A 14642-nucleotide genomic window follows, 5' to 3' on the forward strand; every position below is an offset into this window, starting at 1 on the left:
CTTAGGGCTTAATCCTGGTGGCTTGTTCGTCTTGAGGATCATCTTTGAAGGCCCCGCCTTCAGGCAGCGTCCTGTTTGGCCAGACGCCGGACATAACGCAGCAGCAGGATCACAGCTGCAGGCGTTACCCCATCGATCCGGGCCGCCTGCCCAATGGTACGCGGGGCGACCTTGGTGAATTTCTCACGCACCTCGTTTGAAAGGCCGGAGATTGGCCCATAGTCGAGACCTGGCGGTATCTCGAGCGCTTCGTCCCGGCGATAGGCAGCGACGTCTGTTTCCTGACGCTCTATATAGCCGGCATATTGCGCATCGATCTGAACCTGCTCGGCCACAGCCGGTTCAAGAGCACCCAGATCAGGCCAAAGCGCTGAAAGCGCATCCCAACTGACTGTGCGATAACCAAGCAGATCGTATGCACTTCGCCAGACGCCATCCTGATTAACCTTGATCCCCGCTTTCTGAAGCGCGTTGGGTGTATCGCCAAGCGTTGCGGCAAGCGCCCGGCCTTGCTGGATCGCGGCAAGTTTTGTCTCGAACAGTCCTGCCCGCTCCGTATCAACGCAGCCTATTTCCATGCCTTTATGCGTAAGCCGCTGATCCGCGTTATCCGCCCGTAGCCGCAAACGATATTCGGCGCGGGAGGTCAGCATGCGATAAGGCTCGCTCACCCCTTTGGTGACCAGATCGTCGATTAGGACGCCTATATAGGCATCCGCACGATCCAGGACAAAATCCCTGTCCTGTCCGCCTGTTCTGAGCGCAGCATTCACACCAGCCATGAGTCCCTGGGCCGCAGCTTCTTCATATCCCGTCGTCCCGTTGATCTGCCCGGCGAAATAGAGCCCCGGGATTTTCTTGGTCGCCAGAGTGTGAGAGAGCTCACGCGGATCGATATAATCATATTCAATGGCATAGCCCGGCTGGATGATCCGGGCAGATTCCAGACCGGGTATGGTCTTGAACATTTCCACCTGTACATCGGCCGGTAGCGACGTCGAAATCCCGTTCGGATAGACTGTCGGATCGTCAAGCCCTTCAGGTTCAAGAAAGATCTGATGCTGAGAACGATCTTCGAACCGGACCACCTTGTCCTCGATAGAAGGACAGTAGCGCGGCCCGACTCCCTCGATCCGCCCGCCATACATCGCCGAGCGATGCAGGTTGTCGCGGATAACCTGATGCGTTTCTAGATTTGTATAAGTGATGTGGCAGCTGATCTGCGGTACCGTGATACGGCCTGTCAGATAAGAAAATGGCACAGGCGGATCATCCGCCTTCTGCTCCTGCAATTCAGACCAGTTGATTGTGGTTCCGTCCAGCCGCGCCGGAGTCCCCGTCTTAAGCCGTCCGAGCCGGAATCCAAAGCGCCCGAGCGTTTCAGCAAGCGCGACAGACGGCGCATCACCGGCCCGGCCGGCGGGGCGCCGCTCCTCCCCAAGATGGATCTCACCACGCAGAAACGTACCGGTCGTCAAAACAACGGCTCCGGCTTTGATCTCCCGGCCATCATCGACAACAATTCCAGCAATTGATCCGGACTTGTCCAGCAACAGGTCTTCAACGGACGCCGCTTCGATCTTCAGGTTTTCCTGATTTTCCAGCAGATCCCGGATTGCCGCGCGATAGAGCGCTCTGTCAGCTTGGGCGCGCGGGCCGCGAACAGCCGGACCCTTGCTCCGGTTTAGCATCCGAAACTGGATGCCCGCCCGGTCTATGGCACGGCCCATGATGCCGTCCAGCGCATCCACCTCGCGCACGAGGTGCCCCTTGCCGAGCCCCCCGATTGCCGGGTTACAGGACATCTCACCAATGGTCTCAATCTTATGGGTGGCGAGAAGCGTGCGAGCGCCCATCCGGGCTGCTGCTGCGGCTGCTTCGCAGCCTGCATGGCCGCCGCCAACGACTATCACGTCGTACATCGCGTCCGTCTCCGGATCAGTGCGGAAAATATGTAGCCCAAAATGCTGTGACGCCCAGCAAAAGGCAATCTCTGTTTCGCGATATCCGCTCTGCATGTTTCACGTGAAACAGAGCCTCTATTTGCCAATGCAGAACTCCGAGAACACAAGATCAAGGATTTCCTCGATATCAACCGCTCCCGTTACACGTCCCAGAGCCCGCGCCGCTAATCGCAAGTCCTCAGCGACGAGGCCATATTCCACATCAAACTCGTCCGCCTCGAACGCACATTGTCCGAGCGCGCGGCACAAATGCCCCAAGGATTCCGTCAGCCCTTCGCGGTGTCGGGCCCGGGTAATCGCCGGTGCTTCACCCAGATCCATCAGGATCGCCGCTTTATCGGCGATCATCGCCAGAAGTCCGTCCATGCCCTCGCCAGTCGCCACGGAAACCGCGATACGGTCTTTATCGAGCAGACCTCGCTCAGCATCTGAAAGCAAATCAGCTTTGGTCGCGATCAAGATCCGTTCGGAATTTCCAGAGACTGGTTCCGCCTCATCCTTCTCATTGATAGACCGCGCATCCGCCAGATCGAGGATCAGGTCAGCCGAATCCGCCCAGGCGCGCGCCCTGCGAATGCCTTCGGATTCGATAAAGTCTGCCCCCTCACGGAGTCCTGCCGTATCCGCTACCAGAATGGGATACCCCGATATGTCCAGATGGATCTCGATGATGTCACGTGTCGTGCCCGCTACGTCGGACACTATCGCTGCATCCCTTTTCGAGAGCCAGTTTAGAAGAGAAGACTTACCGGCATTCGGGGGGCCTATAATGGCCATACGTAGTCCGTCACGGAGACGCTCGCCCCGCCTGCCGTCGTCCAAATGGGCCGAAATCGACGCATCAAGGTCATACACTTGGCCTCGGATCCCGTCCCAGACCTCCGACGGCAGATCTTCATCCGGAAAATCGACCAACGCCTCGATATGGCCGAGCACCCGAAGCATCCGTTCGCGCCAATCCTGGTAGAGCGCGCCCAGCGCCCCCCGGCTCTGACGCCGGGCTTGAAGCCTTTGGGCCTCCGTTTCCGCATCTACCAGATCTGCGATACCTTCAGCCGCCGTCAGATCCAATTTGCCGTTGAGCACCGCACGGCGGGAAAACTCGCCCGGCTCCGCCATCCGGTATCCCGGCTGTGCGGCCAACACCCGCAGCATAGCGGACTGCACGGCGCGGCCGCCGTGCATCTGATACTCCACCACATCCTCGCCGGTAAAACTGGCCGGCCCCGGAAAAGCCAAAACCAGACCGTCATCAATCGCGCCGTCACCGTCGGAGACCGTCGCCCGCACAGCCATCCGCGGCTCGACCCCGATCAAGCCCGTCAGCCGCTGTAATCCGTCGAATGCCGTCGGGCCCGAAACCCGGAACATAGAGACACCTGCCCGCCCCGATGCCGTGGCAAGCGCGTAAATCGTCTCAGCCGTCGATCCGTTCATCCCGTTCCTGACTCCCGTGCCATACGCAGCGCTGGACCTCATGGATCCCAGCCCTCACCTTGAGTTTGAGAACACTCCAAACCCCGACCCCGGATGCTGCCCCATGCGCAACGAGCTCGACAAGGAAACCAGCCCCTATCTTCTGCAACACCGGGAAAATCCGGTGCATTGGCAGACCTGGTCGGAAAACACCATTGCCATGGCGCGCCGGGCGGACAAGCCCATCCTGCTTTCCGTCGGATATGCCGCCTGCCATTGGTGTCATGTCATGGCCCACGAAAGCTTCGAGGACTCCGATACCGCAGCGGTGATGAACGAGCTGTTCGTCAACGTCAAGGTGGATCGGGAGGAACGGCCGGATCTCGACATGATCTATCAGACCGCGCTCGCCATCACCGGCCAGCAGGGCGGCTGGCCGCTCACCATGTTCCTGACGCCGGAAGGCGCGCCCTTCTGGGGCGGCACCTATTTTCCTCCAGATCAGCGCTATGGCCGGCCGGCATTCCGGGATGTATTGCGCCAGATCGAAGGCGTCTACCGGGAGGATCCCGGACGCGTATCGAGCAATGTCACGGCCATCGCACAACGTCTGGAGACCGTCTTCGCCGGCAATCCCGGCACGCGTATCCCGCTGGAAGCCGCGCCGGACGTAGCCGCCCAGTTCCTCTCCCAGCATGACCCGGTCTATGGCGGGATCGGGGATGCACCGAAATTCCCCCAGCCCACCATCCTGAAATTTCTATGGCGGACAGGCCAGCGCACCCGGAACAGCCAGATGCTGCAAGCCGTGCGGACCTCCGTTACCGCCATGTGCGAAGGCGGGATTTACGATCATCTGGGCGGCGGTTTCGCCCGCTATTCGACCGATGCTGAATGGCTGGCTCCGCATTTCGAGAAGATGCTCTACGACAATGCCCAGCTCGTCGCCCTGATGACCGAGATACAGCGTCAGGAGCCGAATCCGCTCTATGAACAGCGCATCCGAGAGACGGTCGACTGGCTGTTCCGGGAAATGATTTCAGAAGGTGGTGGCTTCGCTTCCGCCCTCGACGCGGATAGCGAAGGCGAAGAAGGAAAGTTCTACGTCTGGAGCGCCGAAGAAATCTCCGAAAGTCTGACGGAAGCAGGTCATGATTCTGCGCTCTTCGCGGAACATTATGACGTCACGCCCGGCGGCAATTGGGAAGGCACGGTGATCCTGAACCGGCGCCACCGCAAAGGCCCCTTCCCCGGAGAGATCGAAGCAAAGCTCACTGCCGCCCGCCGGCATCTCCTGACCCTGCGCGATAATCGCATCCGCCCAAGCTGGGATGACAAGGTACTGGCCGACTGGAACGGCCTGATGATCGCCGCCCTCGCCGATACCGCCATCCTGCTCCAGGAGCCGGAATGGCTCGCCCGTGCCGAAATCGCATTCGCCTTCATCGTGAGCAGTATGGAGAAAGACGGTCGACTGCTGCATTCCTGCCGGAACGGACAGGCAAAACATGCGGCGACCCTGGACGATTATGCCAACATGATCCTCGCGGCCCTTGCGCTCGAATCCGCGACCGGAAAACCTGACTATCTGGCTAAAGCGGAGGCATGGGTTTCCGTCCTCGATCGGCATTTCCTCGATCCGAAGGACGGCTCTTACTTCTTCACGGCAGACGACCAGACAGACCTGATGCTCCGGACCAAAACGGCGATCGACAACGTGACCCCGGCCGGGAACAGCACAATGGTCGAATGCCTTGCCCGGCTGTGGCTGCTGACCGGAAAGGCCGCCTATGCGGAACGTGCCGACACTCTGACAAAAACATTTGCCGGATCTTTCCAGCAACAGCCGCAAGGTTTTCCCGGGCTGCTCAATGGCATGGAATGGCTCCTGCACGGCCGGCAGATTGTCATTGTTGGCGATCCGGACGCGGCCGAAACCAGCGCAATGGTCAACGCTGCCCGAACCGCCGGTCGAGCCCTTGCGACCGTGCAAATCATCCAGGACGCCACCGCACTTCCGGACAATCACCCTGCCCATGGCAAGGGAGCTGTTAACGGTGCACCCACCGCCTATCTCTGTGTCAACCAGGTCTGCTCAGCACCAGAAATTGATCCGCAAGCGTTCCAAACCGCGCTTGAGGCCCGACCATGAGCGACCCTCATCAACACAGCTTCAACAGTCCGATCGGCCGCATTCACCTGACCGAAGAGGATGGGGCCCTCACAGGCCTGACATGGGTTTCACGTGAAACATCCGCACTGCATTCCGATAACGCAATAACGGGTCTTCTCGCGGAAACAGAGCGTCAGATACATGCCTACTTCGCAAAGGCGCTTAAGGAATTCGAAGTTCCGCTTGCCTTTAACCGCGGCTCTGCCTTCGAGCACTCGGTCTGGCGCGCGATGCAGGAAATCCCCTTCGGAACAGTCTGGACCTACGGCGATATCGCGGACCATGTCGGCGGCGTCGCCCGGGCGGTGGGCGGAGCCTGCGGGTCCAATCCGATACCACTCATCATCCCGTGTCATCGGGTGGTTGGCAGCAATGGCAAACTGACCGGCTTTTCCGGCGATGGCGGCATCGCCACCAAGCAGCATCTGCTCGACCACGAGTCCGATCAGCTCTCTCTGTTTTGACGGACACCCATGCCGCAACGGAACGTGGACACGGCATCACCGGCACGCCTAGTCTTTCGCCAATGACAGCTTCGGAGGGAGGCATTCAATGGCAAATGTGACAATCAAAGCCACTGACGGTGGCTCTTTTCAAGCCCATCCCGCAGGCCCCAAAGCAATGAAAAAGCCCCAGGAACCATCCTGATCCAGGAGGTTTTCGACGCACCTTAAGGAGGCGCGCATTACGGGGCGGCAGCGGCCAAAACAGCCGATGACCGTACCGCTGACTTCTTCAAACCCCATCTCGACTAAAACAAGGGAACAGAAAAAATGGTCAAAGCAATCCAGTTTAAGGCACCGGGCGGTCCGGAAGTTCTTGAAATGGTGGACATAGAACTCGCTGCCCCAGCAGCGGGCGAAATCACCGTCCGGCACACCGCAATCGGGCTGAATTTCATCGACACTTACCACCGCAGCGGCCTTTATCCTCTACCACTTCCCTCTGGTATCGGCATGGAAGGCGCTGGCGTAATCGAAGCACTCGGCAGTGGCGTCACCGATCTCGCTGTGGGTGACCGCGTGGCTTACGCCTCCCCGCCCCCTGGCTCCTACGCTGAAGCCCGCAATATCGCCGCTGACCGCGTCGTCAAAATCCCGGCGGGGATCGAGGACCAGACCGCTGCTGCAATGATGCTGAAGGGCATGACGGCGCAATATCTGATCCGGCAGATTTACAAGGTGGGTAAGGGCGACACGATCCTGATCCATGCCGCGGCCGGCGGCGTCGGCCAGATTGTCTGCCAGTGGGCAAACCATCTCGGTGCAACTGTTATCGGCACTGTCGGTAGTAAGGAAAAGGCGGAAATCGCCAAAGCAAACGGTTGTCATCATCCCGTGCTGTATAACGACGAGGACTTCGTCGAGCGGGTGAAGGAGATCACAGACGGCAAGATGCTGCCGGTGATCTATGATTCAATCGGCGACTCCACTTTCGAGAAATCACTCGATTGCCTGCGTCCACGCGGCCTAATGGTCAGCTTCGGTCAGGCTGCCGGTCCGATCCCGCCAGTCAATCTAGGCATTTTCGCGCAGAAAGGCTCGCTCTTCTTCACCCGGCCGACCCTGTTCAACTACATCGCGACCGCTGAAGATCTGCGCGCGACGGCCGGAGATCTGTTCGATGCAGTCTCCTCAGGCGCGGTGAAGATACATATCGACCAGACGTTCCCCCTGGCGGAAGCCAAGGCCGCGCACGAGGCTCTCGAGGCCCGGAAGACAACGGGTTCAACGATCCTGATCCCATAAGATAGAAACGCGGAACAAACAAAAAGGGCGGAGCCATCAAGCTCCGCCCTTTTCTTTGATCTTTATGACTGATCAGGAATTCATAGCATCGAAGAAATCGTTGTTGTTCTTCGAGACCTTGAGCTTGTCGATCAGGAATTCCATGGCATCGACCGTACCCATCTGGGTCAGGATCCGACGCAGCACCCACATCTTGTTGAGGGTCGCACGATCCACCAGAAGTTCTTCCTTCCGGGTGCCCGAACGGGTTATGTCGATGGCAGGGAACGTCCGCTTGTCGGCCAGCTTGCGATCCAGGATGATCTCGGAGTTACCCGTGCCCTTGAATTCTTCGAAGATGACTTCATCCATGCGGGAGCCGGTATCGATCAGCGCAGTCGCGATGATTGTGAGCGAGCCGCCCTCCTCGATATTCCGGGCCGCACCGAAGAAGCGCTTCGGCCGCTGCAGAGCGTTTGCATCCACACCACCGGTCAGCACCTTGCCCGAGGACGGCACAACGGTGTTGTACGCGCGTGCCAGGCGGGTGATGGAATCCAGTAGAATGACAACATCGCGTTTGTGCTCGACAAGGCGCTTCGCCTTCTCGATGACCATTTCCGCGACCTGAACATGGCGGGATGCCGGCTCGTCGAAGGTTGAGCTGATAACCTCGCCCTTCACCGAACGGTCCATGTCCGTCACTTCTTCCGGCCGCTCGTCGATGAGCAACACCAGAAGATAAGCATCCGGATGGTTCTCGGCGATTGCATGCGCAATGTTCTGCAGCATCACTGTTTTACCGGTGCGCGGCGGCGCAACGATCAGACCACGCTGCCCCATGCCCAACGGCGAGATCAAGTCGATCACCCGCGTTGTAGCTCCCTGCTGCTTGTTCGTCGGATCTTCGAGCTCGAGATTGAGCCTTTGTTCCGGATACAGCGGGGTCAGATTATCGAAATTGATCCGGTGGCGAACCGCGTCCGGATCTTCGAAATTGATCTGATTGACCTTGAGCAGTGCAAAGTATCGCTCGCCGTCTTTCGGTGCCCGGATCTGCCCCTCGACCGTATCGCCGGTGCGCAGCCCAAAGCGCCGCACCTGGCTCGGAGAAATGTAGATATCATCCGGACCCGGTAGATAATTCGATTCTGGCGACCTCAAGAAACCGAAGCCATCCGGGAGCGTTTCAAGAACACCCGTGCCGTAGATCGGTAGATCGTTGTCAGCTAATTGTTTCAGAATGGCGAACATCATGTCCTGCTTCCGCAGCACACTTGCGTTCTCGATCTCCAAGTCTTCCGCAAATGCGAGAAGATCTTGGGGTGTCTTCGATTTCAGCTCTTGAAGATGCATCGTCCTGTGAATGACCAGGTATAACGAATGTTTTGAGAGATCGGTCTCATGATCAAGCCGCACGAGTGTGCTGGTTAGAGCAGACTTTTATTATTCGTTCTTGTGCGGGAAAGACCTGACGCAACGCCCAAAGGCGATCAGCGCTAAATTCGATTTACAGTGCTTCTGCGCTTAATGTCAAACCCGAATGTTTGACAAAAATGGAATTCATCCGGAAAACGGCTTCACGATCACCATGATTATGATCACGATCAGCAAAACCGTCGGAACCTCATTCGCTATGCGATAGAACCGTTCGCTATGCGGATTTGAATCTGCGGCGAATTGTCGTCTCCAGCGCGAGAGACTACCGTGAAAACCAGCCATGATAAAAATACAGGCCAGTTTGACGTGCATCCACGGTTCTGAGAGATAGTCCGGAACCAAAACCAGCATCCAGATACCGAATATGAACGTCGAAATCATCGCCGGGTTGATGATTGCCCGAAGCAACCGCCGTTCCATCACCTTCAAAGTTTCGGAAAGCTCGGAGCCGGCGGCTGCGCCCACGTGATAGACGTAGAGCCGCGGCAGATAAAACATCCCCGCCATCCAGGCGACCATGCTGATCACGTGAAGAGCCTTGATCCATTCGTAGCTCATGCCCGTGTCTCTCCCTGCGAATAACCGTCAGCGCCCCGCGCGAACCTGCCGGACAAGCTGTTCCACATGCTCAATCGGTGTGGTCGGCAAGATCCCGTGTCCGAGATTGAAGATAAACGGCTTCGAGGACGCCGTCGAAAGGATGCTCTCGACTTCCGCTTCAAGCCCGGGACCCCCGGCCAGCAAGGCAATTGGATCAAGATTTCCCTGGATTGGCATCCGGGTCTGGATCTTCTCGACCGCCCAGCGGAGCGGCATCGCCGTGTCCACCGCAACCGCATCAACACCGGTTTCCTCGATATAGTCGAGGTAATGAGCCCCGGCCGCCCGCGGAAATCCAATGATCGGTAGATCCGGATACTGGGCTTTTACCGCCGAGACGATCTTCTTCGTCGGCTCCAATACCGCCATGCGGAATAACCGCGATGACAACACACCGGCCCAGGAATCGAAGAGCTTGAGCACTTCAGCGCCTGCTTTCGCCTGACCGAGAAGATAGATGATCGTGCCTTCGACCACGATATCGATCAGCTCCTGAAAGCCTTCTGGATCCGAATAGGCCCAGCGCTTGGTCGCCACGTAATCCTTACTGCTCCCGCCTTCAACCATATAGGTGATCACGGTCCAGGGACTGCCCGAGAAGCCGATCAGAGTGGTTTCGGCAGGGAGGGACGCCCGAACCCGCGAGACGGTCTCATAGACGTTCCCTACGCGCGCTGAGAGGCCATTGATATCGAGGCTCTTCAGCGCCGCACGATCTTTCACCGGTTCGAGAACGGGACCCTTGCCCTCGACAAAACGCAGAGGCTGGCCGAGACCGTAAGGCACGATCAGGATATCGGAAAACAGGATGGCGCCGTCCATGCCAAACCGGCGGATCGGCTGCAATGTGACTTCCGCCGCCATCTCCGGATTGAGGCAGAGATCAACGAACGACCCGGTCTTGGCCCTGATCTCCCGATATTCCGGCAGATACCGTCCAGCTTGACGCATCAGCCAGATCGGAGGGGTTTCCGCTGTTTTTCCGGCAAGTACGTTCAGTAGAGCTTTGTCGGTCATCGATTGCCTGTCCGTTTGGTGATAAGCGCCACTCCTATCAAAGAATCTTATTATAAATAAGTAGGAAGTGGTTGTAGTGGTGCTGTGAGTCCTGTGGATTATCGTTTCAGCACAGGTCATCCACAGTTCTGTTCTGTCGGAAGCAGACAGGGTTGGATCGGGGACAAGGAGGGGTAAAAACGTCGTAAGGTCCCGGTAACTATCAAGCCCGGTTGGTGTGAATAGCGGGGATATCTTGTCGCCGCTCGACCGGATGGGAGTTGTCCAGCTGTCGGGAAAAGATTGTCCCTGGATTAACAACCAGCCTGCTAGCTATGGCATGAAGTGGTGCAGTTTTTCTTTCGGAAGAGATTCCGGATTCTGTAAACAGATCGTACACAGTTATCCCCAACCGGATGTGGAATGTGACCGATACGGATATTCATCTTCACCTTGTGTCGGACGCGACCGGTGAAACCAACCATCAGGTCGCCCGGGCCTGCCTCGTTCAATTTGAGGGTGTCCGTGCACGTGAGCATGTCTGGTCTCTGGTCCGCACATCCGGCCATATCGAGAAGGTCCTGGCCGCAGTCAGCGTCTATCCGGGGCCAGTGCTTTTCACCCTGGTCAATCCGGAGCTTCGCCAGCAGCTGGAAAAGGGCTGCCAGCAGCGCCGGGTTCCCTGCATTTCCGTGCTGGATACGGTGGTCAATGCTCTGGGCGGTTTCCTGGGTCAGGAGAGCCACGGTCGACCGGGACGGCAGCATGAGCTGGATGCAGCATACTTCAACCGAATCCGCGCCATGGACTACACGCTGGCGCATGATGACGGGCAGATGGTTCATGATCTGGAAGATGCCGACATTGTGATCGTCGGCGTCTCCCGCACTTCGAAGACTCCGACCTCCCTCTATCTTGCGAACAGAGGCTATGCGACGGCGAATATCCCGGTGGTTCCAGGGGTCGCGTTGCCGCAAGAACTCTACAGCTTGAAAAAACCCTTCGTGATTGCCCTGACAAACGATCCGAACCGGCTGACCCAGGTTCGGCGTAACCGCATGCTGATGCTTCAGCACAGTAACGAGACAGATTATGTCGATCCCGAAAAGGTCCGGGCGGAGGTGATTGAGGCACGCAAGCTTTTCACTAAGGGTGGCTGGCCGGTTATCGATGTGACCCGCCGTTCGATCGAGGAGACTGCTGCTGCAGTGCTTCAGAAATATGCAAAATTCCATGGTCTGGAATCCTGATGACCGAGTCTCTTAATCTGTCTCATCTCGCTGGCGCTGGTGAAAAGCCGGTTGTGCTGGCTTCCGGAAGCCGGACCCGTGCCGATATGCTCCGCTCGGCTGGCCTTACTGTAGAAATACGGAAGCCGGCCGTCGACGAGTCCGAGTTCAAGCGGAGCCTTCGGGCCGAAGGCGCGAGTGCGGCCGAGGTTGCGACTTTTCTTGCTGAAATGAAGGCCAACACCATCTCCCGCGCGGTTCCGGAAGCGTTGGTGATCGGCGCCGATCAGATGCTCGATATTGACGGGGAGTGGCTGGACAAACCGGAAGATCGGATTGGCGCCACCGCGCATCTTCGCCGTCTTTCCGGCAAGCGGCACAGTTTGATCAGCGCCGTGGTTGTTTCAGCCGGGGGGACCAGGATCTGGCATAACATCGCCACGGCCAGTCTGCTTGTCCGTCCCCTCTCCGACGAGTTCATAGACGCTTATCTCGATACTGTCGGTGATAAGGCGCTGGAGTCCGTTGGGGCCTATCAGCTTGAATCTGTCGGCGCCCAGCTTTTCACGGCGGTCGAGGGCGACTTCTTCACTGTTCTAGGGCTGCCTTTGCTTCCCTTGCTCGATTTCATGCGCACGCACAGCGCGCTCAGGACCTGAATTAATGCTGGTCCTCGGTCTGACCGGCTCTATCGGCATGGGGAAAAGCACCGCAGCCTCGATATTCCGGCGCCTGGGGCTTCCGGTGCATGATGCCGACGCTTCAGTGCATGCTCTTTTCCGTGCTGGCGGCCCGGCTGTGGCACCGATTTCCCGCCGGTACCCCGAGGCCGTCGTAAACGGGGCGGTCGACCGGGAGCGGCTCGGCAAAATTGTTTTCGGCGATGCGGATGCACTGCGTGATCTGGAAGCTATCGTCCACCCGCTGGTGCGCCACGAGCGGGACCGGTTTCTTGCCCTGCAGCGCCGGGCCCGGCGCCGGGCGGCCGTGCTTGATGTGCCTCTTCTCTTCGAGACTGGTGGAGAGGGGGTCTGTGACTATGTCTTCGTCGTATCGGCGCCCGCTTTTTTGCAGCGCCAGCGGGTTTTGGCCCGTCCCGGCATGACAGCAGAGCGGCTCTCTTCTATCCTGAAAAAGCAGATGCCGGATCATGAAAAGCGCCGTCGCGCTGATTACGTTCTGCCGACCGGCCTTGGTCTGGCTGTTACCACCAGGGCGATCAAGAAGATCCTCCGACAACTGGGAATTAGACATGCGTGAACTGGTTCTTGATACGGAAACGACAGGTATCGATCCGAAACAGGGGCACCGGATTATCGAAATCGGCGCCATCGAGCTGGTCAATCATGTGCCGACCGGCGAGAGCTATCACGTCTACATCAATCCGGAACGCGAGGTCGAACAGGGCGCATTCGAGGTGCATGGCCTTTCTACAGAGTTCCTTGCCGACTATCCGAATTTCGCCGGGGTTGTGGAGGGTTTTCTGGAATTCGTCGGGGATGCCACTTTGGTCATCCATAATGCCAAGTTCGACATGGGTTTCATCAATGCCGAGCTGAAGCGGCTCGGCCACCCGGAAATGCCGATGGAGCGATCAATCGATACGCTGACGATGGCACGGCGCAAATATCCGGGAGCCCAGGCCAGTCTGGATGCGCTCTGCCGGCGGTTCGAGATTGATAACGGGCATCGCGATCTGCACGGTGCCCTCGTTGACGCGGATCTGCTGGCTTCGGTTTATCTGGAACTGATCGGCGGACGGCAGCCAGGTTTTGAGCTCGCGGGACAGGAAAAGGCCGGAGCAGCCGCGCCGGAAATCCGCGAGGCAGTTATCCGGCCCCCGCGCCCGCATGCAGCGAGCGCGGATGAGCTTTCGGCGCATGCAATACTAATGGAAAAGGTGAAGGACCCGATCTGGAACCGGGCTGTGGACCCTGTCGAATAATCAGGCGTTGCCTTCGGTCTCGACCGCGCCAACGTCGATGCCGCCGGTTTCCTGACGCTTCAGCTCGTTCTCTTGAAACACGCCCAGGAAATCGATCGGCTGGATATGCAGCGGCGGATAGCCGCCGTCGGACGTTATCTGTCCTATGATCTGGCGGGCGAACGGGAACAGCAGCCGGGCGCATTCGACCATCAGCACATATTCCGTCTGGTCGGGCCGGACGTTTTCGAACTGAAAAACACCGGCATATGCCAACTCGACGATGAAGACCTTCTCGCCTTCGTGAACGCCATTGACGTTCAGCAGCAGGACAACCTCGAAGACATTGTCCGCCATCCGCTCGGCGCGGACATCGACACCGATTTCGATTTCGGGGCGAATATCGGCACGCAGGCTCCAGGGCGCCTTCGGATTCTCGAAGGACAGGTCCTTGATGTATTGTGCCTTCACGGTCATCGAGAAGGTGTTGATCGCTTCACCCTGCTGGGCGGGCGCGGTACCGGTATCTGTGTCGGTCATCGGTTCGATCTTGTCTCTGCCGGGTCAATTTGAAGGCGCGTGGGTATCATGGATCGGGGGTGTGAACAACCTCTCCGGCGCCGTCCCGCTGGACCTTTACGACCGTCCCATTGCCGACCGGCAGGCCGGTGAGACGGTTGATGAAACCCCAGTGGCTGACACAAACAACGCGATCCCAGTCTGTCCGCTGATGGTTGGCATCAAGGAATGCGTTCACCCTGGCATGAACCTCATGCTCTTCCTCGTGATGGTCCGTCCACCATTGCTCGTCGATATGATCGAAAGCCAGGTGAGGCCAGTCAGCCTGCAGCTTTGTGCGGGTGCATCCTATATCGCAGATGAAATGCCGATGCTCGCGGATCAAGGGCTCGATACGGATCTCCCGGTTGATGGTGTCAGCGATGATGTGCGCCGTCTCAAGAGCCCGGCGATAGGGACTTGATACGATGTGATCGACATCATGCCCGCGTAAAGCCTCTGCGCTGTGCCGGATTTGTGCCTTTCCGAGGTCGGTCAGTGCTGGGTCTTCGATACCGGGATCGCGTCCGGTAGCGCCATAGACGACGTTGAATTCGGACTGGCCATGACGGACGAACAGCATGCGGTGGAAATCCTTCGATTGTGGGACGGATG

The 14642-nt window shown here is 58.3% G+C and carries 14 protein-coding genes; 7 read left to right on the forward strand and 7 right to left on the reverse strand.

Annotated elements, in window-relative coordinates; genetic code table 11:
• Positions 1–59: 59 nt before the first annotated feature.
• Complete coding sequence (mnmG, locus tag ABJ076_RS03255; protein WP_348186382.1) at positions 60–1922, reverse strand: tRNA uridine-5-carboxymethylaminomethyl(34) synthesis enzyme MnmG; 1863 nt, start codon at positions 1920–1922, stop codon at positions 60–62.
• A gap of 117 nt (positions 1923–2039) precedes the next feature.
• Positions 2040–3401, reverse strand: a complete 1362-nt coding sequence (gene mnmE / locus ABJ076_RS03260; protein ID WP_348186380.1) for a tRNA uridine-5-carboxymethylaminomethyl(34) synthesis GTPase MnmE — start codon at positions 3399–3401, stop codon at positions 2040–2042.
• Positions 3402–3504: 103 nt separating this feature from the next.
• Between mnmE and ABJ076_RS03265 the strand changes: the two genes are divergently transcribed.
• The 3 genes from ABJ076_RS03265 to ABJ076_RS03275 all read left to right on the forward strand — a co-directional run bounded on the left by ABJ076_RS03265 (position 3505) and on the right by ABJ076_RS03275 (position 7301).
• Positions 3505–5532: a thioredoxin domain-containing protein gene (locus ABJ076_RS03265; protein ID WP_348186378.1), complete on the forward strand. Its 2028-nt coding sequence runs from the start codon at positions 3505–3507 to the stop codon at positions 5530–5532.
• A complete protein-coding gene (locus ABJ076_RS03270; RefSeq protein WP_348186377.1) occupies positions 5529–6017 on the forward strand; it encodes a methylated-DNA--[protein]-cysteine S-methyltransferase in 489 nt (162 codons plus the stop codon). Before ABJ076_RS03265 ends, ABJ076_RS03270 begins: the two co-directional genes overlap by 4 nt.
• Positions 6018–6326: 309 nt before the next feature.
• Positions 6327–7301: a quinone oxidoreductase gene (locus tag ABJ076_RS03275; RefSeq protein ID WP_348186375.1), complete on the forward strand. Its 975-nt coding sequence runs from the start codon at positions 6327–6329 to the stop codon at positions 7299–7301.
• Positions 7302–7373: 72 nt separating this feature from the next.
• Here the strand turns inward: ABJ076_RS03275 and rho are convergent, their stop codons facing one another.
• From rho to hemE, 3 genes are all read right to left on the reverse strand, one after another.
• Positions 7374–8636 carry a transcription termination factor Rho gene (gene rho, locus ABJ076_RS03280; RefSeq protein WP_348186373.1) on the reverse strand — a complete coding sequence of 421 codons (1263 nt, stop codon included), beginning with the start codon at positions 8634–8636 and terminating at the stop codon, positions 7374–7376.
• A gap of 207 nt (positions 8637–8843) precedes the next feature.
• A complete protein-coding gene (gene hemJ / locus ABJ076_RS03285) occupies positions 8844–9278 on the reverse strand; it encodes a protoporphyrinogen oxidase HemJ (protein ID WP_348186371.1) in 435 nt (144 codons plus the stop codon).
• 27 nt (positions 9279–9305) lie between these two features.
• The gene (gene hemE, locus ABJ076_RS03290; RefSeq protein WP_348186370.1) at positions 9306–10337 is read right to left on the reverse strand and encodes a uroporphyrinogen decarboxylase; all 1032 of its coding nucleotides are present in this window, start codon (positions 10335–10337) and stop codon (positions 9306–9308) included.
• A 404-nt stretch (positions 10338–10741) separates the two neighbouring features.
• Here hemE and ABJ076_RS03295 point away from each other — a divergent pair, with 404 nt between their 5' ends.
• From ABJ076_RS03295 to dnaQ, 4 genes are read left to right on the forward strand one after another with little or no spacing between them, the layout of a single operon-like run.
• A complete protein-coding gene (locus tag ABJ076_RS03295; protein WP_348186368.1) occupies positions 10742–11566 on the forward strand; it encodes a pyruvate, water dikinase regulatory protein in 825 nt (274 codons plus the stop codon).
• A complete protein-coding gene (locus ABJ076_RS03300; protein WP_348186366.1) occupies positions 11566–12204 on the forward strand; it encodes a Maf family protein in 639 nt (212 codons plus the stop codon). The genes ABJ076_RS03295 and ABJ076_RS03300 overlap by 1 nt, the downstream gene beginning before the upstream one ends.
• Positions 12205–12208: 4 nt before the next feature.
• Entirely contained in the window at positions 12209–12805 is a 597-nt protein-coding gene (gene coaE, locus ABJ076_RS03305; protein ID WP_348186364.1) for a dephospho-CoA kinase, read from the forward strand.
• Positions 12798–13490: a DNA polymerase III subunit epsilon gene (gene dnaQ, locus ABJ076_RS03310; protein WP_348186362.1), complete on the forward strand. Its 693-nt coding sequence runs from the start codon at positions 12798–12800 to the stop codon at positions 13488–13490. The genes coaE and dnaQ overlap by 8 nt, the downstream gene beginning before the upstream one ends.
• Here the strand turns inward: dnaQ and secB are convergent, their stop codons facing one another.
• Positions 13491–14009: a protein-export chaperone SecB gene (gene secB / locus ABJ076_RS03315; RefSeq protein ID WP_348186360.1), complete on the reverse strand. Its 519-nt coding sequence runs from the start codon at positions 14007–14009 to the stop codon at positions 13491–13493. It lies immediately after the preceding gene.
• A 46-nt stretch (positions 14010–14055) separates the two neighbouring features.
• The gene (locus ABJ076_RS03320; protein WP_348186358.1) at positions 14056–14610 is read right to left on the reverse strand and encodes a histidine phosphatase family protein; all 555 of its coding nucleotides are present in this window, start codon (positions 14608–14610) and stop codon (positions 14056–14058) included.
• Between the last annotated feature and the right edge of the window lie 32 nt (positions 14611–14642).

This window comes from Nisaea sp., assembly GCF_039990255.1.
Lineage (GTDB): Bacteria > Pseudomonadota > Alphaproteobacteria > Thalassobaculales > Thalassobaculaceae > Nisaea.

What these genes read in the sequence shown, in the direction of transcription:
- mnmG (WP_348186382.1), bottom strand. Translation starts at nt 1,922, where the DNA reads ATGTACGACGTGATAGTCGTTGGCGGCGGCCATGCAGGCTGCGAAGCA.
- mnmE (WP_348186380.1), bottom strand. Translation starts at nt 3,401, where the DNA reads ATGAACGGATCGACGGCTGAGACGATTTACGCGCTTGCCACGGCATCG.
- ABJ076_RS03265 (WP_348186378.1), top strand. Translation starts at nt 3,505, where the DNA reads ATGCGCAACGAGCTCGACAAGGAAACCAGCCCCTATCTTCTGCAACAC.
- ABJ076_RS03270 (WP_348186377.1), top strand. Translation starts at nt 5,529, where the DNA reads ATGAGCGACCCTCATCAACACAGCTTCAACAGTCCGATCGGCCGCATT.
- ABJ076_RS03275 (WP_348186375.1), top strand. Translation starts at nt 6,327, where the DNA reads ATGGTCAAAGCAATCCAGTTTAAGGCACCGGGCGGTCCGGAAGTTCTT.
- rho (WP_348186373.1), bottom strand. Translation starts at nt 8,636, where the DNA reads ATGCATCTTCAAGAGCTGAAATCGAAGACACCCCAAGATCTTCTCGCA.
- hemJ (WP_348186371.1), bottom strand. Translation starts at nt 9,278, where the DNA reads ATGAGCTACGAATGGATCAAGGCTCTTCACGTGATCAGCATGGTCGCC.
- hemE (WP_348186370.1), bottom strand. Translation starts at nt 10,337, where the DNA reads ATGACCGACAAAGCTCTACTGAACGTACTTGCCGGAAAAACAGCGGAA.
- ABJ076_RS03300 (WP_348186366.1), top strand. Translation starts at nt 11,566, where the DNA reads ATGACCGAGTCTCTTAATCTGTCTCATCTCGCTGGCGCTGGTGAAAAG.
- coaE (WP_348186364.1), top strand. Translation starts at nt 12,209, where the DNA reads ATGCTGGTCCTCGGTCTGACCGGCTCTATCGGCATGGGGAAAAGCACC.
- dnaQ (WP_348186362.1), top strand. Translation starts at nt 12,798, where the DNA reads ATGCGTGAACTGGTTCTTGATACGGAAACGACAGGTATCGATCCGAAA.
- secB (WP_348186360.1), bottom strand. Translation starts at nt 14,009, where the DNA reads ATGACCGACACAGATACCGGTACCGCGCCCGCCCAGCAGGGTGAAGCG.
- ABJ076_RS03320 (WP_348186358.1), bottom strand. Translation starts at nt 14,610, where the DNA reads ATGCTGTTCGTCCGTCATGGCCAGTCCGAATTCAACGTCGTCTATGGC.